Source organism: Marinobacter sp. ES-1 (genome assembly GCF_000475255.1).
Lineage (GTDB): Bacteria > Pseudomonadota > Gammaproteobacteria > Pseudomonadales > Oleiphilaceae > Marinobacter > Marinobacter vinifirmus.
Window position 1 is genome coordinate 17,364 of sequence record NZ_AXBV01000083.1, and the last position, 26,427, is coordinate 43,790.

Annotated in this window: 25 protein-coding genes; 12 read left to right on the forward strand and 13 right to left on the reverse strand. The window is 60.1% G+C overall.

The window, feature by feature from the left end; translation table 11 throughout:
* Positions 1-6: 6 nt before the first annotated feature.
* The 4 genes from Q668_RS13930 to dksA are packed head-to-tail and all read right to left on the reverse strand — an operon-like array spanning position 7 to position 4,547.
* Positions 7-2,970 carry an ATP-binding protein gene (locus tag Q668_RS13930; protein ID WP_022990234.1) on the reverse strand — a complete coding sequence of 988 codons (2,964 nt, stop codon included), beginning with the start codon at positions 2,968-2,970 and terminating at the stop codon, positions 7-9.
* Positions 2,960-3,136: a hypothetical protein gene (locus Q668_RS17325; RefSeq protein WP_022990235.1), complete on the reverse strand. Its 177-nt coding sequence runs from the start codon at positions 3,134-3,136 to the stop codon at positions 2,960-2,962. The genes Q668_RS13930 and Q668_RS17325 overlap by 11 nt, the downstream gene beginning before the upstream one ends.
* 4 nt (positions 3,137-3,140) lie before the next feature.
* Positions 3,141-4,058 (reverse strand): tRNA glutamyl-Q(34) synthetase GluQRS, encoded by a 918-nt coding sequence (gene gluQRS / locus Q668_RS13940; protein WP_022990236.1) that lies wholly within the window; start codon positions 4,056-4,058, stop codon positions 3,141-3,143.
* 48 nt (positions 4,059-4,106) lie between these two features.
* Positions 4,107-4,547, reverse strand: a complete 441-nt coding sequence (gene dksA, locus Q668_RS13945; RefSeq protein ID WP_022990237.1) for an RNA polymerase-binding protein DksA — start codon at positions 4,545-4,547, stop codon at positions 4,107-4,109.
* Positions 4,548-4,720: 173 nt separating this feature from the next.
* Here dksA and sfsA point away from each other — a divergent pair, with 173 nt between their 5' ends.
* Positions 4,721-5,452: a DNA/RNA nuclease SfsA gene (sfsA, locus tag Q668_RS13950; RefSeq protein ID WP_022990238.1), complete on the forward strand. Its 732-nt coding sequence runs from the start codon at positions 4,721-4,723 to the stop codon at positions 5,450-5,452.
* Between the two features lie 16 nt (positions 5,453-5,468).
* On the opposite strand, the gene Q668_RS13955 is transcribed toward sfsA, so the two are convergent.
* The gene (locus tag Q668_RS13955) at positions 5,469-7,049 is read right to left on the reverse strand and encodes an AAA family ATPase (protein WP_022990239.1); all 1,581 of its coding nucleotides are present in this window, start codon (positions 7,047-7,049) and stop codon (positions 5,469-5,471) included.
* Positions 7,050-7,169: 120 nt separating this feature from the next.
* On the opposite strand from Q668_RS13955, the gene mrcB reads away from it, so the two are divergent.
* A complete protein-coding gene (mrcB, locus tag Q668_RS13960; protein ID WP_036220081.1) occupies positions 7,170-9,479 on the forward strand; it encodes a penicillin-binding protein 1B in 2,310 nt (769 codons plus the stop codon).
* A complete protein-coding gene (locus Q668_RS13965) occupies positions 9,476-10,060 on the forward strand; it encodes a tetratricopeptide repeat protein (RefSeq protein ID WP_022990241.1) in 585 nt (194 codons plus the stop codon). Before mrcB ends, Q668_RS13965 begins: the two co-directional genes overlap by 4 nt.
* Before the next feature lie 38 nt (positions 10,061-10,098).
* Here Q668_RS13965 and Q668_RS13970 read toward each other — a convergent pair whose 3' ends face one another.
* Positions 10,099-10,989: a DUF4382 domain-containing protein gene (locus tag Q668_RS13970; protein ID WP_022990242.1), complete on the reverse strand. Its 891-nt coding sequence runs from the start codon at positions 10,987-10,989 to the stop codon at positions 10,099-10,101.
* Between the two features lie 201 nt (positions 10,990-11,190).
* Here Q668_RS13970 and Q668_RS13975 point away from each other — a divergent pair, with 201 nt between their 5' ends.
* The 4 genes from Q668_RS13975 (at position 11,191) to Q668_RS13990 (ending at position 14,280) form a co-directional block, all read left to right on the forward strand.
* Entirely contained in the window at positions 11,191-11,778 is a 588-nt protein-coding gene (locus tag Q668_RS13975) for an RNA polymerase sigma factor (protein WP_022990243.1), read from the forward strand.
* A gap of 10 nt (positions 11,779-11,788) precedes the next feature.
* Entirely contained in the window at positions 11,789-12,475 is a 687-nt protein-coding gene (locus tag Q668_RS13980) for an anti-sigma factor family protein (RefSeq protein WP_227498367.1), read from the forward strand.
* Positions 12,472-12,873, forward strand: coding sequence for a hypothetical protein (locus Q668_RS13985; protein ID WP_022990245.1), 402 nt, complete (start codon positions 12,472-12,474; stop codon positions 12,871-12,873). Before Q668_RS13980 ends, Q668_RS13985 begins: the two co-directional genes overlap by 4 nt.
* Before the next feature lie 84 nt (positions 12,874-12,957).
* Complete coding sequence (locus Q668_RS13990) at positions 12,958-14,280, forward strand: tetratricopeptide repeat protein (protein ID WP_022990246.1); 1,323 nt, start codon at positions 12,958-12,960, stop codon at positions 14,278-14,280.
* Between the two features lie 57 nt (positions 14,281-14,337).
* Here Q668_RS13990 and hemL read toward each other — a convergent pair whose 3' ends face one another.
* Genes hemL through Q668_RS14015 form a run of 5 tightly spaced genes read right to left on the reverse strand, consistent with a single transcriptional unit; the run spans position 14,338 to position 19,294 of the window.
* Complete coding sequence (gene hemL, locus Q668_RS13995; RefSeq protein WP_022990247.1) at positions 14,338-15,618, reverse strand: glutamate-1-semialdehyde 2,1-aminomutase; 1,281 nt, start codon at positions 15,616-15,618, stop codon at positions 14,338-14,340.
* 12 nt (positions 15,619-15,630) lie between these two features.
* Positions 15,631-16,290 (reverse strand): thiamine phosphate synthase, encoded by a 660-nt coding sequence (gene thiE / locus Q668_RS14000; RefSeq protein WP_036220090.1) that lies wholly within the window; start codon positions 16,288-16,290, stop codon positions 15,631-15,633.
* On the reverse strand, positions 16,287-17,048 hold the full coding sequence (gene thiD / locus Q668_RS14005; protein ID WP_036220069.1) for a bifunctional hydroxymethylpyrimidine kinase/phosphomethylpyrimidine kinase: 762 nt from the start codon (positions 17,046-17,048) through the stop codon (positions 16,287-16,289). Before thiD ends, thiE begins: the two co-directional genes overlap by 4 nt.
* Positions 17,049-17,092: 44 nt before the next feature.
* A complete protein-coding gene (hemJ, locus tag Q668_RS14010; RefSeq protein ID WP_022990250.1) occupies positions 17,093-17,515 on the reverse strand; it encodes a protoporphyrinogen oxidase HemJ in 423 nt (140 codons plus the stop codon).
* A gap of 3 nt (positions 17,516-17,518) precedes the next feature.
* Positions 17,519-19,294 (reverse strand): chloride channel protein, encoded by a 1,776-nt coding sequence (locus Q668_RS14015; RefSeq protein ID WP_022990251.1) that lies wholly within the window; start codon positions 19,292-19,294, stop codon positions 17,519-17,521.
* Positions 19,295-19,438: 144 nt separating this feature from the next.
* Between Q668_RS14015 and argC the strand changes: the two genes are divergently transcribed.
* The 4 genes from argC to erpA all read left to right on the forward strand — a co-directional run bounded on the left by argC (position 19,439) and on the right by erpA (position 22,075).
* Positions 19,439-20,476 carry an N-acetyl-gamma-glutamyl-phosphate reductase gene (gene argC, locus Q668_RS14020; RefSeq protein WP_036220073.1) on the forward strand — a complete coding sequence of 346 codons (1,038 nt, stop codon included), beginning with the start codon at positions 19,439-19,441 and terminating at the stop codon, positions 20,474-20,476.
* 9 nt (positions 20,477-20,485) lie between these two features.
* Positions 20,486-21,226 carry a DUF6776 family protein gene (locus Q668_RS14025; RefSeq protein WP_022990253.1) on the forward strand — a complete coding sequence of 247 codons (741 nt, stop codon included), beginning with the start codon at positions 20,486-20,488 and terminating at the stop codon, positions 21,224-21,226.
* A 4-nt stretch (positions 21,227-21,230) separates the two neighbouring features.
* Entirely contained in the window at positions 21,231-21,662 is a 432-nt protein-coding gene (locus tag Q668_RS14030; protein ID WP_022990254.1) for a bactofilin family protein, read from the forward strand.
* A gap of 80 nt (positions 21,663-21,742) precedes the next feature.
* Positions 21,743-22,075: an iron-sulfur cluster insertion protein ErpA gene (gene erpA, locus Q668_RS14035; protein WP_022990255.1), complete on the forward strand. Its 333-nt coding sequence runs from the start codon at positions 21,743-21,745 to the stop codon at positions 22,073-22,075.
* Positions 22,076-22,079: 4 nt separating this feature from the next.
* On the opposite strand, the gene Q668_RS14040 is transcribed toward erpA, so the two are convergent.
* Both Q668_RS14040 and Q668_RS14045 read right to left on the reverse strand, forming a co-directional pair.
* Complete coding sequence (locus Q668_RS14040) at positions 22,080-23,180, reverse strand: anhydro-N-acetylmuramic acid kinase (protein ID WP_022990256.1); 1,101 nt, start codon at positions 23,178-23,180, stop codon at positions 22,080-22,082.
* 2 nt (positions 23,181-23,182) lie between these two features.
* Positions 23,183-24,577, reverse strand: a complete 1,395-nt coding sequence (locus tag Q668_RS14045; protein ID WP_036220093.1) for a peptidoglycan DD-metalloendopeptidase family protein — start codon at positions 24,575-24,577, stop codon at positions 23,183-23,185.
* A 307-nt stretch (positions 24,578-24,884) separates the two neighbouring features.
* Between Q668_RS14045 and tyrS the strand changes: the two genes are divergently transcribed.
* Positions 24,885-26,087, forward strand: coding sequence for a tyrosine--tRNA ligase (gene tyrS, locus Q668_RS14050; protein ID WP_022990258.1), 1,203 nt, complete (start codon positions 24,885-24,887; stop codon positions 26,085-26,087).
* Positions 26,088-26,427 lie beyond the last annotated feature (340 nt).

The window sequence follows — 26,427 nt, forward strand, 5'->3', positions numbered from 1 at the left end:
TTGCGTTCACGACCTTTCGTTCGGGCTGCTGTTGCCGGTATCGGTTTCTGGCTCGTAGGCGGGCAGGCGCAGCCTCATGCAGGTGCCGCGGCCGGCGGCTTTGTCGGCCGGGCTTTCTACCTGGATGTTGCCATAGTGTTCTTCAACAATACTGTACACCAGGGATAACCCCAGGCCCGTGCCTTTGTTGGGGGCCTTGGTGGTGTAAAAGGGCTCGAATATGTGGTCCAGCTGATCTGCCGGTATACCGGAGCCTTCATCAATCACCTCGATGATAGCGGAGTAGCCGTCGCCCTTACCATTGACCGTTATGGTACCTCCGTCTGGCGAGGCGTCCCTGGCGTTGGCCAACAGGTTAACAAATACCTGAACCAGCCGCTGCTCGTCGCCCAGCACCTGCATGGAGGGCGGGCAGTCGTTAACAAAGCGGATGCCCATGCCCCGTTCGCTGAGTGACAGCAGGTTGATGGATTCTTCCACGCAGCGGTGAATGTTGACCGGCTCATAGCGGTTTGCGTGGGCATGGTTGCCGGTACGGGCGAAGTTCATCAGGGATTGGAGGATGGCGGAAATGCGCCGGGTCTGCTGCTGTATCTGGTCTGCGGTTTCCAGGATGCCAGGGTCGTCGGTTTCCAGCTTCAGGTTCTGGGCCAGGGAGGAAATGCCGGTGACCGGGTTGCCGATTTCATGGGCCACGCCAGCGGCCAGGCGGCCAACAGAGGCCAGCCGTTCGCTGTGCATCAGTTCGTCTTCCAGCAGGCGGGTTTCGGTCTGGTCTTCCACCAGGATAATGGAACCGCCTTCGGTGTGGTCCGGGCCGCTCAGGGCCGCTTTGTGCAGGTTCAGCCAATGGGGCTTGCCCCGCAGGTCCAGCCGGTGCTTGTAGCGGTGTAGCTCCGAGCCCCGGTTAAAGTCATCCAGCAGGGTGTGCCAGTGCTCGGGAAGGGCCATCAGCCGGGCGCCCACCACTTCGTCCGCGGAAATGCCGGTGAGTGCCTCGATGGCGTGGTTCCACATCAGGATTTCGCCGTCCTCGCCCACCGAGCAGGCCGGGATTGGCAGGTTCTGCAGGGTTTGCCGGTAATGCCGGCGCAGGTTGTCCAGTTCCCCGGCCAGGCCGGTCAGCTGGTTCTGGTAATCCCCCAGCGCCCGCTCCACATAGCGGATATCCTGGCCGGTGACGCCGTGGGTCAGAGGCTTGAAGCCCAGATGCCGCTTTACAATATCCCGGGCCACCGAGGGCCCCAGCAGGCCGGACAGGTTGATTTCGACTTGGTCCCGCAGCCGGCGCAGCTGGTACGGCCGGAACTCCACATTGGGCAGTTTCAGCTGGACCAGGGCCCGCTCCACTTCCCGCCGTGCCACGCTCTGGCCCAGCGGATCCGCCAGTTGCTGGATGAATTCCTGGGAGGATGCTGCCAGCAGTTCCCGGCGCTGGGGCCGGGACAGTGCGCCCATGGAACAGGCTTGGGCAGCGCTGGTTTCTTCCGCCGACGCGGGGCTGATGATCGAGACCAGGGCAAAGACCGAGATATTCGCCGTAAGGCTGATAAAGGTAAAGATGTGCCAGTTGTCGTAGCCCGGGTTGATGGGCAGGTCGAGCCAGTACAGCAGATCCGTGGCAGACGAGAACGGCAGTACCAGGGTAAACAGCCAGATGGTCAGGCCGGTAACCAGACCCGCGACCAGCCCCCGGCGATTGCCTTCCGGCCAGTAGATGACTCCGAGCGCGCCGGGCAGCAGTTGCAGGGTACCGGACAGGGAAATCGCGCCCAGAATGGACAGGTCCAGCTTCTGGCCGATGGTTTCGTGGAACAGCAGGGCCAGGAACAGGATAACGGCGATCAGAAGGCGCTTGACCCACTGCAGCCAGCGGTAGATGTCGCCCTGATCCTTCGGGGTTTTCAGAGGCAGCACAACGTGGTTCAGCACCATGCCGGCCAGGGCGAGGGTGCTGACAATCATCAGGCCGCTGGCGGCAGACAAACCGGCAATGTACATCAGCATGGTCAGGGCCGGGCTGCCCAGCGCCTGGGCAACACCGATACTGAAGAAGGCGGGCGGCGAGGTGACGTCCAGTGCCTGGGCGCCCCAGACAATCAGCGGAACCGGCAGGCCCACCAGCAGCAGGTACAGCGGCAGGCCCCAGCTGGCCTTGGCCAGCGCCCGGGGTGACGGGTTTTCGCTGAAGGTCATGTGGTACATGTGTGGCAGCACAAGGGCGGCGGCGAAGGACATCAGCAGCAGGGCGCGCCAACTGCCGTCGTTGATCGCCATGGTCATGGCTGCTTCCGGGTGGGAATTCTGCGCCAGCCAGTCGTCCAGCCCGCGGGTGCCATCGAAGACACCGAACAGGATGACGCCGCCAAGCACCAGCAGGGCGATGACCTTCACCAGCGAGTCGAAGGCAATGGCCAGTACCAGGCCCTGATGGTTGCCGGAACTCTGATGCCGTCGTGCCCCGAACAGCATGGTGAACAACACCACGATCAGGGCAAACATCACGCTGATGGCTTCCGGTGAGGTGGCCGGCGCCAGCAGGCTGGCAGATACGGTAACCGCCTGTATCTGCATGCTCAGCAAGGACAGGATAGCGGCGGCGGAACAGAGGGTTACCAGGGTGCCCGCCCACTGGCTGCGATACCGGTAGGCGAACAGGTCGGCCAGGGATGTGAGCTGGTAGGCCCGGGCAATTCTCAGAATGGGGTTAAGCAGCACCGGTGCCAGCAAAAACGCACCACTGATGCCCAGGTAATAGGCCAGGAAGCCGTAGCCGGACTCCGCTGCCATGCCAATGGCGCCATACACGGCCCAGATGCCGGCATAGACCCCGAGGCTGAGGGTATACACCAGGGGGTGACGCACCCAGCGGCGCATCATTGTGCCCTGTTCGGTGCCCCAGGCAATACCGAACAGCAGGACAAGGTAAAGAAGGCTGGCCAGTAACAGGCCGGTGGCACTAAAACTCATTGGGATCCCGTCGCCATTCCAGCCAGACGCCGATGGCTATCAGCCCGCCCCAGATCACATAGGGGCTGTACCAGACGTTATCCGGCGACGTCCACCAATCCAGGATGTTCGGGGAAAAAATATAGATGGCCAGTACCAGAAGAAAAACCAGACGGTAAATGTACATCGGCTCAGTGGTCCGAACGGGTGTGTGTACCGGGGGTTATACCACGGGCCTGCCGGGATGTCAGGGGAATAGCCTGTCGCTGCCAGTTTGCCCGGCCCCAGGCCAGTATCGCGTCCACACCGCGAGTGGCCAGTTCCGATGGCGGATTTTGTCCCAGCGCCTGCAGTGCCTGAACCAGGTTCTCTGCCGGGCGGGTATCGTCCAGTGCCGGGGCATGGGTCTGTTTGCTCAGTTTCTGGCCCTGGTCATTCAGGATCACCGGAATATGCAGCCAGTGGGGCGGCTGTGCGCCCAGGGCCCGGTAGATCTGTTGTTGCTGGGCGGTCATGTCCAGCAGGTCTGAGCCACGAACAATGTGGGTGATGCCCTGGTCGATGTCGTCCACCACCACCGCCAGCTGGTAGGCGTAGAAGCCTTCTTTGCGCAGGATGACCGGGTCGTCGATTTCGGCATGTACCTGTTGTTGCTGCGGGCCCAGCAGCTGGTCATGCCAGTGGCTGGTTTCGTCATGCAGGGCAAAGCGGATGGCGAAAGGCTCGTTGCCAACGCCGGCAGTGCCGTTGCGACAGTGGTTCGGGTGCCGGCCACCATGGGCTTGGAGTTGTTTGCGGGAACAGCGGCAGCGATAAGCCTTGCCGGATTCCAGCAGCTGGCTGATGGCGTCCTGATAGGCGTCATGGCGCTTTGACTGAAAGCGTACCGGTTCGTCCGGGAACAGGCCGTGGCAGTCCAGGGAATGGAGGATTTGTCCGGTGGCTTCGGGTGGTTCCCGCAGTGGGTCCAGGTCTTCGATTCGTACCAGCCAGTCACCGCCAGCGGTTCGGGCTTCCAGCCAGCTGGCCAGGGCCGTAACCAGGGAGCCGAAGTGCAGGGGGCCGGTTGGGGAAGGCGCAAAGCGCCCGCGGTAGCGGGGTTGCTTCATAGGGAGTCATCTGGCCGGCAGCGGGTGCTGCCGGCCATTGAGGCGTGATCAGATGCCAGTCTGGCGCTCGCGGATTTCTGCCAGGGTTTTGCAGTCGATGCAGAGCGTGGCTGTCGGGCGGGCCTCCAGCCGGCGAATACCGATTTCCACGCCGCACTGGTCGCAAAAACCGTAGTCGTCTTTGTCGATGCGGTCGATGGTCTGGTCAATCTTCTTGATCAGTTTACGCTCACGGTCCCGTGTGCGCAGTTCCAGGCTGAACTCTTCTTCCTGGGTTGCGCGATCGCTGGGATCCGCGTAGTTTGCGGCGTCTTCCTGCATATGGTGCATGGTGCGGTCCACTTCTTCCATCAGCTCCTGTTTCCATTGCAGGAGCAGATCTTTGAAGTGCTGCAGCATGTCAGCACTCATATACTCTTCACCCTTCTTCATTTCATAAGGGGTGAAGTTGGTAAAACGTTCGCGTGGTTGTTCTGCAGTGTTTGCCATTGAACCCGGCCTCTTGTTTGTACTTCACAAGAACGCTTTGCTTCCGCCGCGCCAGCGTGGCTGCGCGGTTTAACCCTGGATAAAGCATTCGTCCTGAATCGGGAGTTTGCGGAAAATAGCAGATAAGTTACGGGGGTGCCAGCCCTGTAACGCCGACTTTATGGGGAGATCACGTGAAGTTTCCTGAACCTTTGGTGGAAGGGCGCCTGATCCGGCGCTACAAACGCTTTCTGGCGGATGTCCGCCTGCCCGGTGGCGAGGAGGTAACCGCTCATTGTCCCAACACCGGTTCCATGCTGGGGTGCCAGCCGGAGAACGCCAGGGTGTGGCTCAGCCGCAGCGACAACCCCAAGCGCAAGCTGCAATACACCTGGGAGTTGGTGGAAACCTCACCCGGGGTGCTGGCCTGTGTGAATACGGCGCGGCCCAATGCCCAGGCCCGGCATGCCATTGAAAGCGGCGTGGTAGAGGAGTTGGCCGGCTACAGTACCGTCCGTAGCGAAGTGCGGTACGGTGAGGAAAAAAGCCGGATTGACCTGCTGCTCTCCGGCCATGCCAGCGAGCCGGATGCCTGGGTGGAGGTCAAGAATGTCACCCTGGCCGAAGGCGGGCGGGGCTATTTTCCGGATGCGGTCACCGAGCGGGGCCAGAAGCACTTGCGTGAGTTGATGGCGCAGGTGGCAAAGGGCGACCGTGGGGTGCTGTTCTTCCTGGTGAACCACACCGGTATCGAAGAAGTACGCCCGGCAGACCACATCGACGCCCGTTATGGCCAGTTACTGCGCCAGGCTTGTGAAGCGGGGGTGGAAGTGGTGGCTTATCGGTCTGCCCTGGCCGGTGACGATGGTAATCCCACCGGCCGGCTGGACCTGACAGAGGCGGTACCGGTCAACCTGGAGCCCTGACCGGTACCCTGAGGGCTTACTGGGCCGGAGCCAGGCCCAGGTGCTGGCGGATACGGTCTGCCACGGCCTCGGCCACATGCTCCTGCTCGGTGTGCAGGTGCACGGTGTGGGTTTTCTCGTCCGTTGTCAGGGGTTCGAACCAGCTTTGCTGGGCATCCAGCAGCTCTTCGGTAGCCTCGGAAGCATCCCCTTTGCGCTTGCGCACCCATGCCCGGCGCAGCTGTTCCGGTGCTTCGCAGTGCAGCAGGGCAAAGGGCACGCCCTGATTCTCCGCAACACTGGCAAACAGGTTGCGTTCATGTTCCTTCAGGCAGGCGGCATCCACGATCACCGAGGCGCCGGAGGCCAGCAGGTCACCGGCCAGGGTCGCCAGGTGCTGATAGGTTTGCTCTGTTACTTCCGGGCTGTACAGGTCTTCACCCAGGCCTGACTTGCTGCTGTCCAGCGGCCCCAGGCCATGCAGGCGCTTGCGCTCGACATCCGAACGCAGCCGAATCAGCCCCAACTCGCCGGCCATGGCGGCACTTACACAGGTCTTGCCGCTGGCAGAAAGCCCGGTGGTGGCCAGCAGGTAATGATTGGGAATGGCGCCGTAGTTTTCCGCCAGCTGGGCGTAGCCGCGATAGCGCTGCATCAGTTCTTCCCGCTCCTGATCGTTCAGGCTCGGGTTGCCCATGGTGAACAGGGCAATCTTGGCCCGAACCATGGCGCGGTAGGCTTTGTACAGGGGCAGCAGTGCCAGCCCTTCGAAGTCGCCGCGGTATTCCAGATAGGTGTTCAGAACCAGGTTGGCCAGCGCCGGCTCGTTCCGGGATTCCAGGTCCATCAGCAGGAAGGCCAGGTCGTTAATCACATCAATCCAGCGGAACGGCTCGTTGAATTCGATGCAGTCGAACACCGTTACCTTGTCATTGAATACGGTAATATTGGCCAGGTGCAGGTCGCCATGACACTCCCGCACCAGGCCGTTGGCCCGGCGGCTGGCGATCAGCTCGCGGTGGCGTTCAAAGGTGGTGCGGGTCCAGTCTTCCAGGGCGTCCAGCTGGGTCAGCAGGGCCTTGTTTTCCAGCAGGGGGCGGACCTGGTCGAAGTTCTCCTGCATGGCGGCGTAGACGGCTTCCGGTGTGCCTAGCGGCTTGTCATCGGTAATGGGGGGCAGGCTGTCGTGAAACTGTGCAGCCTGCCTTGCCACGCTGGCCAGCAGCTCGGCCGTCAGCTCGCCCCGTTCCTGGCGACGGTCGAACAGCTCGTCCTGATTGAACTGGCGCATGCGGATGGCGTATTCGAAGGGCTCGCCTGCTCCGCCGATTTGCGGTTGCTCCGGGCTGCCGGTGATGGGCAGTACCTCCAGGTAAAGCTCCGAGGCCAGCCGGCGGTTAAGCCGAAGCTCCTCTTCGCAGAAGTGTTTGCGGCGTTCGAGGGTTGAGAAATTGAGGAAGCCGAAATCCATGGGCTTCTTGATTTTGTAGGCGTAGTCGCCGGTCAGCAGAACCTGGGAAATATGGGTTTCGATAACCCGGAAATCCTTCACCGGGTGGTCGTACAATTCCGGGTTCTGCAGTGCCTTCACCAGTGTATCCGGGGCGTTCTCGCTCACATTGTTCTCCTGGGTTCCCTGAACTCGTTGATTTTTCTTGGCCTATCATAGCGGGCAGATTACAGAAATAACACATTACAGGCCTGCCGGTCGCCCATGTGGCTTCGTTATAATCGCGGCATGAGTAAATCATCTTCTTCCCGTAAAAAATCTCCCAAATCCCGCTCCGGAAACCGGAAATCCGGGTTCTGGCGTTTCATGTTCCGGGCCGGTGCCCTGGGGCTGGTGTTGCTGGCCGGCTGGATGGTGTACCTGGATGCGGTGGTCACCTCCCGTTTCGAAGGCCGGCGCTTTGAGGTGCCATCCCGGGTGTATGCCCGGCCACTGGAACTGTATGACGGCGCCAGCGTAAGCGCAGGGAGCCTGGTGCGTGAACTGGAGCTGTCCGGTTATCGGCCGGGTGATGGCGTGCGGGCCGGCACTTATCAGCGTAATGGTGGCCGTTTTGTCATCAGTACCCGTGGTTTCCTGTTCCCGGACGGTGAAGAAGCCCGGCGCCGGTTATCGCTGGTGGTGAGTGGCGACCGGGTCAGCTCGTTCTCAGTACTGGCGGGGCCATCGGCTGCGATTGTGCGGCTGGAACCGGCACGCATTGGGGGTATCTACCCGGCCCATCGGGAAGACCGGGTACTGGTGCAACTGGAAGAGGTTCCGGAATTGCTGCCGCTGGGCCTGATGGCGGTGGAAGACCGCCGTTTCTACGATCACTTTGGCGTTGCGCCGCTGTCCATTGCCCGGGCCATGCTGGCCAATATCAAGGCGGGCGGGATTGTTCAGGGCGGCAGTACCCTGACCCAGCAGCTGGTGAAAAACTTCTTCCTGAGCCGGGAGCAGACACTGGTTCGTAAAGGCAACGAAGCCCTGATGTCGATTTTGCTGGAGCTGCATTACGACAAAGACGACATCCTGGAAACCTATCTGAACGAAGTGTATCTGGGGCAGGCGGGCACCCGCAGCATTCATGGCTTCGGCCTGGCCAGCCAGTTCTATTTTGGTGAAAGCCTGAAAGACCTGGCCCCGCACCAGCTGGCACTGTTGATTGGTATGGTAAAAGGCCCCAGCTATTACAATCCTCGCCGACACCCGGAACGGGCCACGTCGCGCCGGAACCTGGTGCTGGATGAAATGGCCGAGGCCGGGCTGCTGGCCGAACCGGAGCTGGCGAAGCAGAAATCACGGCCGCTGGGCGTAAGCGCAAAGCCTTCGTTTACCGAGAACCGTTACCCTGCCTACATCGACCTGGTGCACCGGCACCTGGCCCGGGATTACCAGCAGGAAGACCTGCAGAGTGAGGGGCTGCGTATTTTCACTACACTTGACCCTGCGGTGCAGCATGCTTCGGAAACAGCGGTCAGCAAAACCCTGCCGAAACTGGCCAATGCGGATGAACTGGAAGCCGCACTGGTGGTCACCGCAAAGGATACCGGCGAGGTACTGGCACTGGTGGGTGGCAAGGATCCGCAATTTGCCGGCTTTAACCGGGCGGTGGATGCCCACCGGCCGATGGGTTCTCTGATCAAGCCGTTTGTTTACCTGACCGCCCTGGAACAGCCGGATCGCTACACGCTGATCACGCCGGTGAAAGACCAGGCGTTCACCCTGGAATTCGATGACGGCCGGCTCTGGCAGCCGAAAAACTTTGATAAGGAAGAGCGCGGCGAAGTGCCTTTGCACCTGGCCCTGTCCAAATCCTATAACCTGCCTGCGGTGCGGGTGGGGCTGGATATCGGCATTCCGAATGTTCAGCAAACACTCCGGGATTTCGGGGTGACCACGCCGATATCCGATTACCCGTCGATGCTACTGGGTTCTGTGTCCCTGGCTCCGGTGGATGTGGCCCAGCTGTATCAGGGCCTGGCCACCGGCGGTTTCAACACCCCCTTGCGCACCATCCGGGAAGTGACCGATGCCGACAACGAGCCGTTGTCCCGCTACAACCTGAAAGTGGACCAGGTGGCAGACCCGGCCGCCGTGCACCTGGTGCAGTACGCCATGCAGGAAACCATGCAGGAAGGCACCGGCCGCTCTGCCTACTATACCTTGCCTGACCAGCTCACCCTGGCCGGTAAGACCGGCACCACCGATGATGGCCGGGATGCCTGGTTTGCCGGCTTCAGCGGCGACTTGCTGGCGGTAGCCTGGGTGGGCCGTGACGACAACGGGCCAACGGTGCTGACCGGCGCCTCTGGCGCGCTGCCGGTGTGGTCATCCATGATGTCGCAGATTCCCCAGCACGGGTTTTCACCGGTAATGCCGGACGGCGTGCAGTATCATTGGGTAGATGCCGAGGCCCAGGCTCTGACCGGTGAGGGCTGTGCCAATGCCCGGCTGGTGCCATTTATTACCGGCAGCGAGCCGGTAATGAGCACAGATTGCAACGGCAATATCGGCCGGCAAATTCGCAGTTGGTTTGAAGGATTGTTCCAATGATAAAAGTAACCAGTATCCGTTTCGCACCGCTTGCCCTGGCGCTGGCCCTGGCGGGTTGTGCCAGCGGCCCCGGTGGTGGCTCCATTTATGCGCCGATGGGCGGCGGCGAACCCTCCCGGGCACCCGAGCCGCCGAGAACTGCGGAGCCTGAACAGAATTCTGAACAGGAGCCTCGTGTCTGGCGCAAAAGCGAAGAGCCCGCCGTGAGCGAGCCGGAACAGCCGTCCCGTACCCCTAGCTACCGGGAATCCGGGGACGCCCTGCCGGCAGCGGCGGTAACCCTGATTCGGGACGCCGACCAGCGTTTGCAACAAGGGGATTCTGCCGGAGCAATCTCCAGTCTGGAGCGGGCACAGCGAATCGCGCCCCGTTCGGCAGAGGTCTATTTCAAGCTGGCAGAAGCCTATGTGGCCGGTGACAACCTGGGTGCGGCGGAGCAGTTCACCCTGAAGGGGCTGTCGCTGGCGGGCAACAACTCAAGCCTGCAGCGTTCAGGCTGGCTGTTGCTGGCGGATATTCGTCGGGCGAGGGGAAATGTTGCGGGGGCCAGCCAGGCCGAGGATCGGGCACGGGCGTTGTAAGGCTGAACGGGGCTGCTAATTGGCAGCCCCGTAATGGTTTAGAAGTTTACAGTGGTTGTTTCTCCAGCCGTTACGGTAGCGTTCTGGCCGTTGGTGAAGTTCAGTTCATCGTCTGATGGGTTGCCTTCCGTATCCTCGATCAGGTCGCTGTCGCAGGTGTAGCTGACCGTGTAGTCACCTTCCGGAATGAAGCTTGCCTGGTAGCTGTACTCCTCTCCATATTCGACTGGCACCACGACCAATGGCTCGTTGGCACTGCCAATGTCATCAGGGGTCTGGTCCGCTCCGGCATGCACATAAATATTGCCCAAGAAACCATCTGTTGTGGCCACGCCCCCGCAAGCCTCAGTGATCAGTTCCGCACTGACTGCGCCGGTAATCGTACCAACCTGGGCGTTATCAACCAGGCGAAGTACCGGCTTCAGCTTGTAACTGTTCGGGTCGTTCTGGGGGTTAACGATCGACTTCCTGACGTCAAAATCAATGGTGATTGCTACTTCGCCGCCAGCAGGCACCGTGAATCCGCTGGTTTGAATGCCTCGGGCTGAGGGAGTGGTAAGCGGGTTTTCCCCGCCGTCAATCACGATGTTGTTGTTTTCGCCGATTTCCAGTCTTACCCACTGGTACTCGCCGGCATCCAGCTCTTCCCGGTCCAGAAGTGCCTTTACCTGACCATTCTGGTAATCAAGCAGGTTGACCGGCTCGGGAATCTCCAGCTCGTATCTCACCGGAGAACCATCCTGGTGCTTGAGTACAAGAGCTGTGACTTCGATGTTTACGGCCTCGGCATGGTCTACAGGCGCATCTGTCAGTCCTACCGAAACTGTACCTGTTTGTCCGGTACTGCCTCCGTCGCTGCCACTGCCACCGCAGGCAGCCAGGGCGCCGGCGAGGGCGGAAACTGCGAATACCTTGGTTGAATTCTTCATAAATCCTCCGGTTTGTATTCTTTCCGTTGTAAGTCCGGCGTTGTGGTCGCCAGTATTGAGCTCACGAAGCCGTTGCGGGTGGGGTTCCATCACTTTGATTAACATTTGCACATGTTTTGGCCATAGTGCGTGGCAAGTGCATGGCGGGCGCAGCTGTTATAGACTGCGCGCTTCCCGAAACCGCAACCAGGCAGTCGTTTTTTGGCAATCCTTCCGTTTCGTCCCTCAGCCCAGAAGCGTTTTCAGCGGCTGGTGCAGCCGCACCTGCAAGCTATGCACAGCTTCGCCTGGCGACTGACCGGCAACAGCCAGGATGCCGAAGACCTTGTGCAGGATGTGGTGGTCAAACTTTACCCCCGGCTTGATGAACTCGAATCCGTAGACCAGCTGCGCCCGTGGCTGAACCGGGTTCTGTACCGGCAGTTTATTGATGGCCTGCGCAAGAAGAGTCGCCAGGCGGATCAGCCGGTGAGTGACCTGATGGATGCCGACAGCCAGTCAGACTGGCTGGATTCACTGGAAGCGGACGACCATTCACCGGAACTGGCCCTGGGGCAGGCGCAGCTGGGCCCGATGCTGGACAAGGCGTTGGCACGATTGTCACCGGATCAGCGCACGTTGTTGCTGCTGCACGATGTGGATGGCTGGCGTCAGGAAGATGTTGCCGAGGTGCTGGGTGTGCCGGTGGGAACGGTAAAATCCCGCTTGCACCGGTGCCGGGCCAACCTGCGAAAATTTCTTCAGGAATGCATGGAACCGGAACCCGGTTCCGGGCGTCAGGAACTGTGAGGTGATGACTATGTCCTGTTCGCAAATTCGATCACAATTGCCTGACTTGGTCAGGAATCAGCTGGCTTCCGGGGAGGCGCAGCAGGTGCGCGCGCACCTGGAGCACTGCCAGTCTTGTGCCCGGCAGGCAGAGATCGAAGCGGTCCTGAAGGACGAGCTGGCCAGTCGCTATGCGGTACCGGCCGCTTCGGCGGATTTCGAAAGCCGGGTGTTGGCCGCGGCATCCGGTTCCGGTCAGGGCCGCAAGGTTCACCTGGCCTGGGGTGGTGCGGTAGCTGCCGCCCTGGTACTCGGGCTGATGCTGGGGCGTGGAATGCCGGAGCCGGACCCTGTGCCGCAACTGGCCAGTGAGCCGGCGCCGGAGGAGCAGAGTGCTGGCCCGATGCCGGAGCCCGTGGACAGAACGGTACGGCTGGCCTTCACGGCCGGTGAGCCCCTGGATAATGTCACGCTTACCCTGGCGTTGCCGCCCCATGTGGAACTGTCCGGATTGCCGGGCCAGCACCGGGTTAGCTGGCAGGTCAGCCTTGAACAGGGCGATAACGTGCTGGCCCTGCCCCTGAAAATCCTGTTTCCCGGTGCCGGTGAGCTGATTGCAGAACTGGATGCCAACGGGCGACAGAAGGTGTTCCGGGCGGTTGTGCCCCAGCATCCCGGTAACAGTGTGCCCAATGAGCAGGAGGAACCGGCAACATGAGTGTTGGTAAAAACATAACGTTTGGCGGTTGGCTGCTGACCACCAGTTTGCTGGTTGTGGCGCCCTTAGCTGCGGCGAATGACCTGGATGTCACCATGCGTATGGTGGAAGACAGCGAAGACCTGACCAACTCGGTTACCCGCGAAATCCGCCTGCCGGAATTACCGGTGTTGCAGCGCAAGGCAGGCGACCAGGGACGGGCTCGTCCGGATGCTCCGGGGCGTGAAGTGTCAAAAGATGCCCGCGAGCGTGGCCGCGACTTTGGCCAGTCAGTATCTGAACGGGCCAGGGAAGCTCGGGAAAAAAAGCCGGAACCGGCAATTGACCGGCTGCCACAGCCGGCTCTGGATGCCCGTGAGCGCAAGCCAGATATGCCGCCACAATCGTCACGTCCGTAATTTCTCACTTATGGTAACCTCAAAACCCTGACAGCCCGGCCTTACCCGGGCTTATCTGCTAATCACTAGCCTCGGGGTTTCCTGTTGTTCAGATTCCTGCTTGTTCTGAGCCTGCTGGTACTGGCCGGTGCTGCCTGTGCCAGTGACGATAACTCTGCCGGGCAAGCGATGACCGCCGGTATCGAACAATTCCGCGAAGGCAATTACCCCCTGGCCCGGGAGCACTTTGAGCGCTCGCTGGGGCTGGGTGCCGACACGCCCGCACTCCGCTACAACCTGGGCGTGGTCTGCTACAAAACCGGCGACTATGCCGCGGCCCGTAATCATTTTTCGACGTTACTCAATGGCGACAGCCAGGCCCTGGCCCGTTATAACCTCGGATTGGTGGCACTGGCTGAGGGCCGGACCGGACAGGCCCGCGACTGGTTTGGCCAGGCGGCAGCCGATGACGCACCGGATAAAGTGCGGCAGCTTGCGGAGCGCCAGCTTGCGGACCTTTCAGTTCAGAACAACGCTTCCCGGCAGCAGTCCATGTTGGCCCGACAGGGCTATATCTCTGCGGGTCTGGGCTACGACAGCAACATGGCCGGGGTGCCCGAGGATTCACCCAGTAATCGCGGCAGCGCCTTTGCCGAGCTGGTGGCGGCTGGCAGCCTTGGCTACCAGGCCACGGAGCGTTGGCGACTGGTTTGGGATGGCGTGTTCTATGGCCAGGACTATCACCACGACAGCGACTATGACACCTCGGTACTGCAGGCTCGGATAACCGCTTTGCAGGTGGTCGATGTCTGGGAACTGGGAATACGTGGGGGCGGCTCCAGGGCCTGGCTTGGCGGCGATGAACTGGAAACCCGGGCCGGGCTGGCGTTACTGGCCCGCACCGATGCCTGTGCTGGGGCGGCCCTGTTGCACGGTTGTTCCTTTGAGCTGGCGGCAGAGCAGGTAAACGGCGGCCCCGGTTATGGCGCCTATGACGGCCAGTGGTATCGGTTTGAAGCCCGGGGGGAACGGACGATTGAACGCTGGTTACTGGAGGGTTTCTACCGCTGGGAGTCCAACAACCGGGACAATTTCAGCCAGGAAGGCTATGTGGTGAATGTCTCGCCACGCCACCATGAAATCGGCATCGAGGCGATATACCCGTTACACCCGGATTTGCTGGTAGGCGCAGAGAGCGCGCTGCGGCACAGCCGCTATGACTCACCACACCAGTGGCTGGAACAGGATGTGTTGGTGGAGCGCAGGCGGAAGGACACCCGTCTGGAGTTGGGGCTGATGGCGGAATACTGGCTGAACCGGCAGTGGCTGGTGCGCAACCAGTGGCTGTATCGCAACCAGGACAGTGGAATTGACCGGTATGACTACGACCGGCATACGCTGACGGTCTCGCTGGAAGGGGTATTCTGAAAGCAACAGGTTGCCCCGGCCCGATGATGACCCGGGCCGGGGCTGCTTGCTTACCCGTTACAGGGTAGCCATCACCTTGCGCGCAGCGGCGATGGTGAACTCGATGTCTTCTTCAGACAACGCGGCACACACAAAACCTGCCTCGAACGCAGACGGTGCCAGGTACACGCCTTCGGCCAGCATGCCCTGGAAGAACTTCTTGAAGCGCTCTACGTCACACTCCATGACCTGGTCAAAGCGGGTAACGGAGTCTTCCTTGGTAAAGAAGAAACCGAACATGGCGCCGGCGGACTGCACGGTCAGCGGAATGCCTGCTTCGTCGGCTGCAGCTTTGAAGCCGTCCCGCACCTGGTTGGTCTTCTCGATCAGTTTGTCGTGGAAGCCGGGCTCGGAAATGGCATTCAGGGTGGTCAGGCCGGCGGTCATGGCCAGCGGGTTACCACTCAGGGTGCCTGCCTGGTAAACCGGGCCCAGCGGAGAGATGTGCTCCATGATTTCCCGCTTGCCGCCGAAGGCCCCGACTGGCAGGCCGCCACCGATTACCTTGCCCAGTGCGGTCAGGTCCGGGGTGATGCCGTAGTAACCCTGGGCGCCGCCGAGGGAGACCCGGAAACCGGTCATCACTTCGTCGAAAATCAGCACGGTGCCGTGCTCGTCACACACTTCCCGCAAACCTTCCAGGAAGCCCGGAACCGGCGGAATGCAGTTCATGTTGCCGGCCACCGGCTCCACGATGATCGCGGCAACCTGGTCGCCGATCTCCTTGAAGGTTTCCCGCACACTGTCGATGTCGTTGTAGGTAAGGGTAATGGTGTGCTCGGCCAGGCTGGCCGGGATGCCCGGGGAGTTGGGCACGCCCAGGGTCAGGGCGCCGGAGCCGGCTTTCACCAGCAGCGAGTCCACGTGGCCGTGGTAGCAGCCTTCAAACTTCACTATCTTGTCGCGGCCGGTGTAGCCACGGGCCAGGCGGATGGCGCTCATGGTGGCCTCGGTGCCGGAGTTGACCATGCGAACCAGCTCGATGGACGGCACCAGTTCGCACACCTTCTTGGCCATCTCGGTTTCGATGGCGGTAGGCGCACCGTAGCCAACGCCAAGGTCGACCTGTGCGTGCAGTGCCGCTTTGATGCGCGGGTCGGAATGACCGAGGATCATCGGGCCCCAGGAGCCGATGTAATCGATGTAGCGCTTGCCGTCTTCATCGTAAAGGTAGGCGCCTTCGGCATGGTTGAAAAACACCGGGGTGCCGCCCACGCCACGAAATGCCCGCACCGGAGAGTTAACGCCGCCGGGGATGTATTTCTGGGCCTGTTCAAACAGATCTTCAGAGTGAGTCACAGTGAGCTCCTGTCAGTCGGAATGTGTGTAAAGCGGATGGTGCCGGGCAAACAGCTGGCAGAATTGCTTTGCCCGGGCTTCAATCTCGGTTGGTGTGCCGCCGAACAGACCGCCGACCACGGCCAGCAGGTCTGCGCCGGCCAGAATCAGCGGCTCGGCGTTATCGGCGGTTATGCCGCCAATGGCGGTAATCGGCAAACCCAGTGTCCTGGCTTCGGTCAACACGGTTGCCTTGGCCGCCGGCGCCCCGGGCTTGGTGCCGGAGTTGTAGAAGCGGCCAAAGGCCAGGTAATCGGCGCCGGCGGATTTTGCTGCCTGGGCCAGGTCGAGGCGATGGTGGCAGGTGATGCCGATAATCGCCTCCGGGCCCAGCAGGCGGCGGGCTTCGACCGGAGCGCCGTCGTCCTGGCCCATATGAACGCCCGCCGCGCCAACCCGGTGTGCCAGCTCCGGGTCGTCGTTGATCAGCAGGGGCACGCCGGCGTTGCGGCACAGGCTGTTGAGGTCTGCAGCCTGGCGCAGCCTTTCTGCGGAGGATGATCCCTTGTCCCGGTATTGCACCAGTACGGCACCACCGCGCAGCGCGGCTTCAACGGAATCCAGCAGGGTTTCCGGGGGTGTCAGCCGGTTGTCGGTGATTGCATACAGCCCGGGTTGCAACTTCTGGCTCAGCGTTCCCACAGGATGCCCCGGTCCGGAATCCGCTGGCCCTGGCCCACGGTGAGGGCATGCAGCAGGGTGCGGTGCACATAGTTCTGGGCCTGGGAGATGGACGCCCGGGCTGATAACCCGCTGGCCATCCCGGCGGCAATGGCGGCAGCCAGGGTGCAACCCGTACCGTGGTATTCGTTACTGCCAACCCGCTCGACTTCCCAGTGCATGGGTTCCGGGGAGTGATTGTACAGGGTGTTGGTAATGTGAATGCCAGTGCCGTGGCCGCCGGTTGCCAGTACGGAGCGACAGCCGGCTTGCAGCAGGTTCAGGGCGGCCTGGTCGGCATCATCGCTGCCGCCGAGTTGTGTCAGCTCTTCGTCGTTCGGGGTGATCATTTCCGCGCGAGGGAACAGTTTGTCCTTCATGGCCTGGACCAGCTCGTCATCGGCCAGGTCGCCACCACCGGCGGCCTTGATGACCGGATCGACAATCAGGGGCAGTTCGTCATCCTGGCTGTCCAGGAAGTCCTTCAGTACAGCGACAATGGCGGCGTTGCCCAGTGCCCCGGTCTTTACCGCGTGGATGGTGATGTCTTTGTCCAGGCACTGCAATTGCTGGCGGATCAGCTGGGCGTCAACGGCTTCGGCGCCATACACGTTGTTGGTGTCCTGTACGGTCAGGCAGGTAACAACCGGCAGGGGGTGGCCGCCCAGTGAGGTGATAGCCTGGATGTCGGCCTGAATGCCGGCACCGCCAGACGGATCGAGGCCAGACAGTACAAGAACGTGTGGGCGGGTGTAATTGTTAATGCTGTGCCTCCTCAGAAAGGTTTAACAACGGCCAGGATCACCACGGCCAGCAGGATAAATACCGGGAGTTCGTTGAACCAGCGGTAGAACACATGGCTGCGGTGGTTTTTGTCATCACGGAACACCTTCACCAGGTGGCCGCAATAGAAGTGGTAGACAATCAACAGGGCCACCAGCAGCAGCTTTACGTGCAGCCAGCCCTGGCTGAAATAACCGGATACGTTATAGCTGAGCAGCCATACACCAAAGATCACCGTGGCAATCATCGAGGGTGTGGTAATACCGCGGTACAGCTTGCGCTCCATGATCTTGAAGCGTTCCTGCCCGGGCTTGTCTTCGCAAGCTGCGTGATACACAAACAACCTGGGCAGGTAGAAGATGCCGGCAAACCAGCACACCAGGGAAATTATGTGGAAGGCTTTAACCCACAGCATCTGTCAGCTCCGTCGGTATTGGTAATAACTTTCGATATCGGATTGGAGGACCACACCATAAACCCGCTGGATCATCGGAGCCACATGGCGTTGTACGTATAGCGCTTCGGCCTGGGAGTTGTCGAACTCGTTCAGGGCTTCTTCCAGGGTGGCCTGGTATTGTACCGGGGCAACGTCCCGCCGGTTAGCCGGAATCTCCATCAGGTCAACCGTCTCCGGCGCCTCGATACCTTCTTCGGCCACTTGCTTGGCGGTGTCTTCAAGGTAACGGGCCAGGTCGACCGCTGGCAGCAGTGCCGTGGGTCCGTTGCTGCCATCTATCAGCAACCACTTGGGTTCGGACTTGAGCGCCTTCCTGGCTTCCTCAACTGTCAGTTCCCGTTCGGTGCGCAGAATGCTCCGGTCCATGATGGCGCCCACAGAAACCCGGCGCAGGGCCTGGATCACCGGGGAGTTCTGGTAGCTGAGCCCCTGGCTTTTCAGGATCGTCAGGAACAGCGATTTCTTGCCGAAGGCTTCACTGGTTACCAGGCTGGCGGTGGTAATGATCAGCATGCCCGGCAGGATGATATTCGGGTTACGGGTAAGTTCCATGAGTGCCATCAGGGCCGCCAACGGAGCCTGCAATACAGCGCCCATCATGGCGCCCATTCCCAGCATGGCGTAGAAACCCACAGATGAAGCCTGCTCCGGAAAAATCTGGGCCCCGATCAGCCCCATGGCGCCGCCGAGGGTGGCGCCCATAAACACCGTGGGGCCGATCACCCCGCTGGGCATGCCCAGGCCGATGGAAATGCCGGTAATGATCAGCTTGGCGGCACCCACTCCGAGCAGCAGCCAGAACGCCATTTCGCCGTGAATGGTCTGGCTGACCGTGTCGTAGCCGATGCCCATGGTTTCCGGGATGAATACAGCAAAAGGCACCATCAGCAGGCCGGCCATGGCAATGCGCAACAGCACCGGCCGGTGATGGAAACGCCCCATGCTGTCCACCAGCTGGATAAACGCCGCTGCAGCAATGCCGATAATCACCGCAATGGCGATAATCCAGGGAATTTCCAGCATCGAGTTCATGGTCAGGGCAGGCACGCTGAACGCCGGTTCGGAACCGTAAACCACCTGGGTGACAATGGCGGCGCTCACAGCGGCCAGGATGATAGGGGTAAATCCGGCAATGGTGTATTCCATCATCACCACTTCCATGGCGAAGATAACGCCGGAAATGGGCGTGTTGAACGAGGCGGAAATGGCCGCTGCACAGCCACAGGCCACCAGGGTACGAATGCTGTTGTTGGGCAGGCGCATCCACTGGCCGAGCAGGCTGGAAAACGCAGCCCCCAGGTGCACCGCCGGGCCTTCCCGGCCGGCGGACTGGCCACTGACCACGGTAGCCACCCCGGCGACAAACTGCACCACGGCACTGCGGAATGAAATGTAGCCCTGGTGGTAATTCAGGCGCTCCATGACGTGCACAATCCCGACCTTGCGATCGTGGATGGCGAGCCGGTGCAGCAGCAGCCCGAGCCCCAGCGCGCCGGCCAGGGGCAGAAGGCCCCGGGTAAGGATATCCAGTTGCTCGAAGTTCTCGGAACCGGTCCCCGGCAGGAAGTACTCCAGCGGCCATTCGATGGCAAGCCGGAACAGCAGGATGACCACGCCGGTTACAATGCCGGATAACAGGCCAAGCACCGCCAGTTGGGGCAGGGCATCCACACCGGACAGTCTCCGCCGGAAAACGGGGATCAGATGTTCGGTAATCTGTTGCCTGATACTACGCATTGGCGCGGGATTCCGGTTGCTGACACGGCCTGGTCAATGGGTTTGGGCGGACATTGTAGCTCCGGGTCTGAAGGCTGCAATAAGTCCTTGGATTATCATGGTAGACTACAGGCAAATTCTGGCCAGAACACCTTGGAGATTAGTGTGATAAAGACAGGCATTGTGGGTGGTACCGGATACACAGGTGTGGAACTGCTGAGAATCCTCGCGGTTCATCCGGAAGCGGAAGTTACCTGCATCACTTCCCGTTCAGAAGCCGGTATGCCGGTGGCTGATATGTACCCCAACCTGCGTGGTCACTATGACCTGGCTTTCTCCGAGCCGGACCCCGCGGTGCTGGCGGAGTGCGACCTGGTGTTTTTCGCCACGCCCCACGGTGTGGCCATGCGCGCAGTGCCAGAGCTGATGAAAGCCGGCGTGCGGGTGGTGGATCTTTCGGCGGATTTCCGCCTGAAAGACCTGGATGTCTGGGCCGACTGGTACGGTATGCCCCATGAAAGCCCGGAGTGGGCAGAGAAAGCCGTTTATGGCCTGCCGGAAGTGGTTCGTGATGAAATCCGCCAGGCGCAGCTGGTGGCCAATCCCGGTTGTTATCCGACAGCCGTGCAGCTTGGCTTCCTGCCGTTGCTGGAGTCCGGGCTGGTGGATCCGTCCCGGCTGATTGCCGATGCCAAGTCCGGTGCCAGCGGTGCCGGCCGGCAGGGCAAGATCGGCATGTTGCATGGCGAAGTCGGGGAAAGCTTCAAGGCCTATGGTGCTTCCGGGCACCGTCACCTGCCGGAGATCCGCCAGGGCCTGAGCCAAGCCGCAGGAACCAGCGTGGGTGTTACCTTTGTACCCCACCTGGTGCCGATGATTCGCGGTATTGAAGCAACACTGTACGCCGAGTTGTCTGATGCCGCCGATTTCGACCGCCTGCAGGCGCTGTATGAAGAGCGGTACCGCAACGAGCCGTTCGTGGATGTCATGCCCTTCGGCAGCCACCCGGAAACCCGCAGTGTGCGCGGCGCCAATAGCTGCCGTATGGCCCTTCACCGCCAGGAACAGAGCAACATCGTGATCGTAACCTCGGTGATCGACAACCTGGTTAAAGGCGCTGCCGGGCAAGCGATCCAGAACATGAATATCATGTTCGGCCTGGATGAAACCCTGGGGCTGAAAGCACCTGCTCTGCTGCCCTGAGGCTGAGTTGTGAGCGACACGCGCAAACCTTCCGAAGAATATGTTGTTATCCGCCACCGGCCGGGCCACCGCCTGCGCCGGACGGTGATTCTGCTCACCTTTACCGTGGTTGCTGCCGTGGCAGGCTACGTGGCCGGGCTGGCTCAGGGCGGCTTTCGGCTGTCTTCGGTCGAGGCATCCAGCGAGCAACTGGTGGAAGAAGTAGAGACGTTGCGGGGCCAATATCGTGAGGCCCGGCAGAACATGGTCAACCTGGAGCGGGGTCGGGCGATTGACGAGCACGCGCTCCGGGAAGCCCGGAACACCATGGTCAACCTGGAAACCCGGATTTCCGAGCTGGAAGCGGACCTGACCTTCTACCGCAACATCATGGCACCCTCAGAAACGGCCGAGGGCCTGCAGGTAGACCGCTTTACCCTGCTACCCGGGCGGGACAACCGGGCCTTCGATTTCAAACTGGTGCTGACCCAGGTGGGAGATAACAAAAGCTACATTTCCGGGGTTGTGGCGGTGAATGTTATCGGTAACCTTGACGGCGAAAAAGAAGTGATCGCGCTGCGGGATCTGTCCGATGAAATCGAAGACCTCGGCGTGGCATTCCGGTTCCGGTATTTTCAGGATGTGGAAGGTAGCCTGATGCTTCCTGAAAACTTTGAACCCCTTGAAATCCAGGTAGTGGCTCAGGCTGAAGGGCGCAAGGCGTCACAGGCTGAGCGCACCTTCGACTGGCAACAGATAGCGGAGTACTGAATAGATGATGGGCAAGAAAAAACAGAAACCGCGCCGCGCGACCGGGCAGTTCGATACCCTGATTTCGTCCCGGACCACCATCGAAGGTGATGTGCACTTTTCCGGTGGCCTGCATGTGGACGGCAAGATTCGCGGCCGGGTCATTGCCGAGGAAGGCAGCGACGCGGTAGTCCGGGTATCGGAAGTTGGCGAGATCACCGGCGATGTGATTGCCCCGCACATCATCATCAATGGCCAGGTGAAGGGTGACGTGCGTTCCTCTGCCCACCTTGAGCTGGCGGAAAAAGCGTCGATCACCGGTAATGTCTATTACAAACTGGTCGAAATGGCCATGGGGGCTTCGGTAAACGGCAACCTGGTTCGGGAAACCGAAAACAGTGGCCTGCTGACTCATGACGGCGCAAAGGCCGAAGCCGATGAGGGTAAATCCGAATAGTTGATTGTTTTAGTCAGGAATACCATAATCGTGAGTCAGTCATACGTTGCCGGAGGCAGATCTTGAGTGTAGTCCAACAAATGGCCACCCCGTTGTTCTTCAGTGACAACGCCGTTGCCAAAGTGCGTGAGCTGATCGAGGAAGAAGAGAATCCTGGTCTCAAGCTGCGCGTATTTGTTACGGGCGGTGGTTGCTCCGGATTCCAGTATGGTTTCTCGTTTGATGAGAACCAGGAAGACGACGATACGGTGATCGAGCGGGACGGCGTGAAACTGCTGGTGGACTCCATGAGCTACCAGTACCTGGTTGGCGCAACCATCGATTACCAGGAAGGACTGCAGGGCTCTCAGTTCGTGGTACAAAACCCGAACGCCAGTTCCACCTGCGGTTGTGGTAGTTCCTTCTCTATCTGAGCATTCAGGCCGGGTAAATCGCGCCCAGAATTCTTTCCCCTGAAGCGCCTGTTACCTCAGGCAGATTTCCCGGCAGGCCGGCTATGGTTTGCCGGGCCAGCCAGGCAAACGCTACCGGTTCCACCCATTGCGGATCCAGCCCCAGCTCTGCAGTTGTGGCCAGGTGTACCGACCCCAAACCCAGTCTCAACTCATTCATCAATACCGGATTGAAGGTGCCGCCGCCGCAGGCGAACACTGCCATATCGGCATTCTCCTGGGGCAGTTGCTGGAGGATGGTGGTTATGGTCAGTTGTAGCAGGGTTCTTTGCACGTCTTCCGGTGGCAAATCCGGAAAACGCTGGAGGTGGGTGTGAATCCAGTCGAGATTGAAGCGTTCCTTGCCGGTGCTCTTGGGCGGAGCCTTGCTGAAATAGGCATCTGATAACAGGCTGGCCAGAAGGTCCGGGTTAGTGGCACCTTCATGGGCCCAGTGGCCGTTCTCATCATAGTGGCGGCCGGTCTGGTCCAGACACCAGGCATCGAGCAGTGCGTTCGCCGGCCCGGTATCAAAACCGATAACCGGTTTGCGTTGCCCGGCAGGGAGCCAGGTGATGTTCGCAATGCCCCCAAGATTCAAAATGCAGCGATCCTGCTGCGCCGAACCGAACAGCCAGCGATGAAAGGCTGGAACCAGGGGGGCACCCTGGCCATGGGCGGCCATGTCCCGCGAGCGGAAATCGGCAACGGTGGTTACGCCGGTGGCTTCCGCAATCCAGGCAGCATTGCCAATCTGCATGGAAAAAGGCGCGGCGCCGGACGGTTGGTGGCGGATAGTCTGCCCGTGGCTGCCGATGGCGCGGATCTCTTGCGGATGGACTCCGGACTGGTGGATAAGGTCGCTGGCGGCCTTGGCAAAGTGCTGGCCGGTGAGTGTGTCCAGTTCACCAATTTCATCCGGGTCGGCCTGGTTGCGCACCGCCTGTAGCAGACGGTGGCGAAGTTGTTCAGGGTATGGAAGAGACAGCGTACCGTGGATGGTTACGCCGGACTCGCTGAAGGACACCAGCACGGCATCGACAGAGTCCATGCTGGTGCCCGACATCAGGCCGAGCCAGAGCGTCATGATCAGTTATCCGAGGCGAATGCCAGCTGGCGGCCACTTTCGCGGAACACGTTGAACTGTGCCAGGCGCTGTTCAGTATGTTGCTTGAAGCGCGCCATCTCGGTACTGGGCACCGGCTGGGCATCTGGCAGCTTGACGGTCCGGGAGTTCTTGGCAACGCCGTTAACCCGGAACTCGTAGTGCAGGTGCGGGCCGGTAACCATGCCGGATGAGCCCACATAGCCAATCGTCTGGCCCTGCTTTACACGGGTTCCGTTCTTTATGCCCTTGCCCAGCTTGCTCATGTGGGCATACAGGGTAGAAATGTTGTCGCCATGCTGGAGAACAACGGTACGGCCATAGCCACCTTTCCAACCGGCAAACTGCACACGGCCGTTACCTGCGGCTTTGATGGGTGTGCCCGGAGGCGCTGCGTAGTCTGTGCCTTCATGGGGGCGAACGATATCCAGGACCGGGTGCCGGCGCTGCAGATTAAAGGGCGATGACAGCCGGGCGTTGATGGGTACCCGCAGGAACGCCTTGCGCATACTCTGGCCTTCCGGGGTGTAATAGTCGCTGTCGCCGTTGGTGTCCGTGTACAGCAGGGCTACATTCTCTTTGCCGCGGTTGATAAAGCGGGCAGACAGAATGCGGCCGGTGTCGAACTTTTCTCCGTCTACATACAGTTCTTCGTAGACCACTTCAAAGCTGTCGCCTTTGCGAACATCGTAAACAAAATCGATATCCCAGCCGAAAATCCCGGCCAGCTCCATGGTCAGTCGGTCATCAAGGCCGGCATCGCGAGCGGCCAGGTATAGAGAGCCATCGATAACGCCGGTGGCAAATGCCGGGCGGGCCTCTGGTTCGCGGATATCGGTTTCGCCAACAAAGCCGGAGTCTGTCTTTTCAATCTTCAGGGTTTCCAGCAGGCTGCGTTGCAGCTCGATGGCGGCCAGGCTGCCTTCGTCATCGATACCAAAGCGGATATGCTCACCGGCGTACAGGCGCTGTAGCTTGTCAGCCTCGCCGTCTCCGTGAATCACCGAGAGCATCACGCCATCGTTAAAGCCTGCCTTCTTGAACAGGGATGACAGCGTCTCGCCGGATTTGATGTCAAATTCTTTCCAGTTCAGCGTGGGCTCGGTGTCAACAACGGCTGGAACTGCAGGCAGGTCGTCGGTTGCGGGCACTTCGGCTGGCGCGTTGGCTTCTGCTGCAGCTTCAATCGGTTCGGCCTGTCTGGTGGCTTGCTTGACGGGAACCGGGTTGCCCGGTGCGGCACCCTGCTCAATGTCGATGGTGTAAGACATGCGCCGGGCTTCTACATCGGCGCTGGGGCTCATGAGCGCAGCGGTGGTAACAACCACGGTGGCGGCTGCGGCCAGAGTTATATGTGTCTTGGGAAATTTTTTCAGCACGTGGCTCACCCGTTTTAATCGGTATTCCAGTTGGTTGTGCCGGCTAATTAAAGCGCCAGTTCAAGTATAGACCATCAGATTACCGTATATGACATAAACAGGACAGAGTGCAACATTACAGTTGGTGTCTTTGCTTGGTCGTACAACCTGCTATGCCGCTGATATAATGCCGGCCTTATTATATTCAGCCTGATCGATTTGTGATCAGGAGCTACTTTACCAAGGGAGCCGGTAACGCGCAGATGTCTTTTGTAGATCTCTGTAACCGGCAGGCCCTGTTGCACCTAAAACTGGGGACAAAAGGTTCATGGCATCACTAGACGAAGCGTTGGCTATCATCAAGCGCGGTATTGACGAGCTGATTCCCGAAGAGGATCTGATTGAAAAGTTGAAGGAAGGTCGCCCCCTGCGGGTAAAGGCAGGCTTTGACCCCACTGCGCCGGATCTCCATTTTGGCCACACCGTGCTGATCAATAAGCTTCGTCAGTTCCAGGATCTCGGCCATGAGGTGATTTTCCTGATCGGCGACTTCACCGGCATGATCGGTGACCCTACCGGAAAAAGTGCTACCCGGCCGCCGCTGACGGAAGAGCAGGTGCGCCAGAATGCGATCACCTATAAAGAGCAGGTTTTCAAGATCCTGGACCCCGCCAAGACCCGCGTGGTATTTAATTCCGAGTGGATGGGCAAGATGTCTGCCGCCGACATGATCCGGCTGGCGGGCCAGTACACCGTCGCCAGGATGCTGGAGCGGGATGACTTCACCAAGCGCTATCGATCTGAGCAGCCGATTGCGATTCACGAGTTCCTGTATCCGCTGATCCAGGGTTACGACTCGGTCGAGTTGAAGGCGGACATCGAGCTTGGCGGTACCGACCAGAAATTCAACCTGCTGATGGGGCGCATTCTTCAGAAGCATTATGGCCAGAAGCCGCAGGCAATTCTGACCGTGCCGATCCTGGAGGGGCTTGATGGCGTTCAGAAGATGTCCAAGTCTCTGGGCAACTATATCGGCGTGAGCGATTCCCCGGGTGAGATGTACACCAAGTTGCTGTCCATGCCGGACCAGTTGCTGTGGCGTTATTTCGAGCTGCTCAGCTTCCGCCCGATGGCGGAGATTGACGAATACCGTGCTGCAGTCAGCGCAGGCGCCAATCCACAGGACTACAAAAAGATCCTGGCGGAGGAATTGATCACCCGTTTCCACGACGAAGAGGCTGCAAAGTCTGCGCACAAATCGGCGGGCAATCGCGTGGCGCTGGGCGAGATTCCGGAGAATGTGCCGGTAGTTGAGGTTTCCCTTGAGGGGCAGGATGGTCTGCCGATGCCTGCGGTCCTGCGCATGGCGGGGCTGGTTAAGAACGGAGCGGCAGCGCGGGATGTGCTGGGCCGTGGTGCTGTCTATGTTGATGGTTCGCAGTTCGAAGGCGAACGCATGTTTGTAGCAGGTGATGACTGTGTTATTCAGGCCGGCAAGAAGAAGATCGCCCGGGTGGTGATTGTTGCCTGAGCCAGGGCCCTTGGTGGCCGGTTTGATTTTTTTTCAGATTGGCCGTTGACTCCTGCCCAAAGCTCTGTAGAATGCGCATCTCGCTTGAGGGGCGGCGCCGGAAACGGAGCAACATCTCAGCGATAACCGATTGAAAGTATTCGAAAAATTGCTTTAAAAATTCTTCGAAATCAACGGTTGACAAGGTGGCGAAACAATGTAGAATACGCGGCCTTGATTGAGCGACAGCTCAACGCTCTTTAAAAAGTTAACCAAGTAATTCGTGTGGGCGCTGGCCGAGGTATTTCGGATACGAAATATCAGGACAGTGACTCGTCGAAAATTGAGTTTTGTCTTGAGC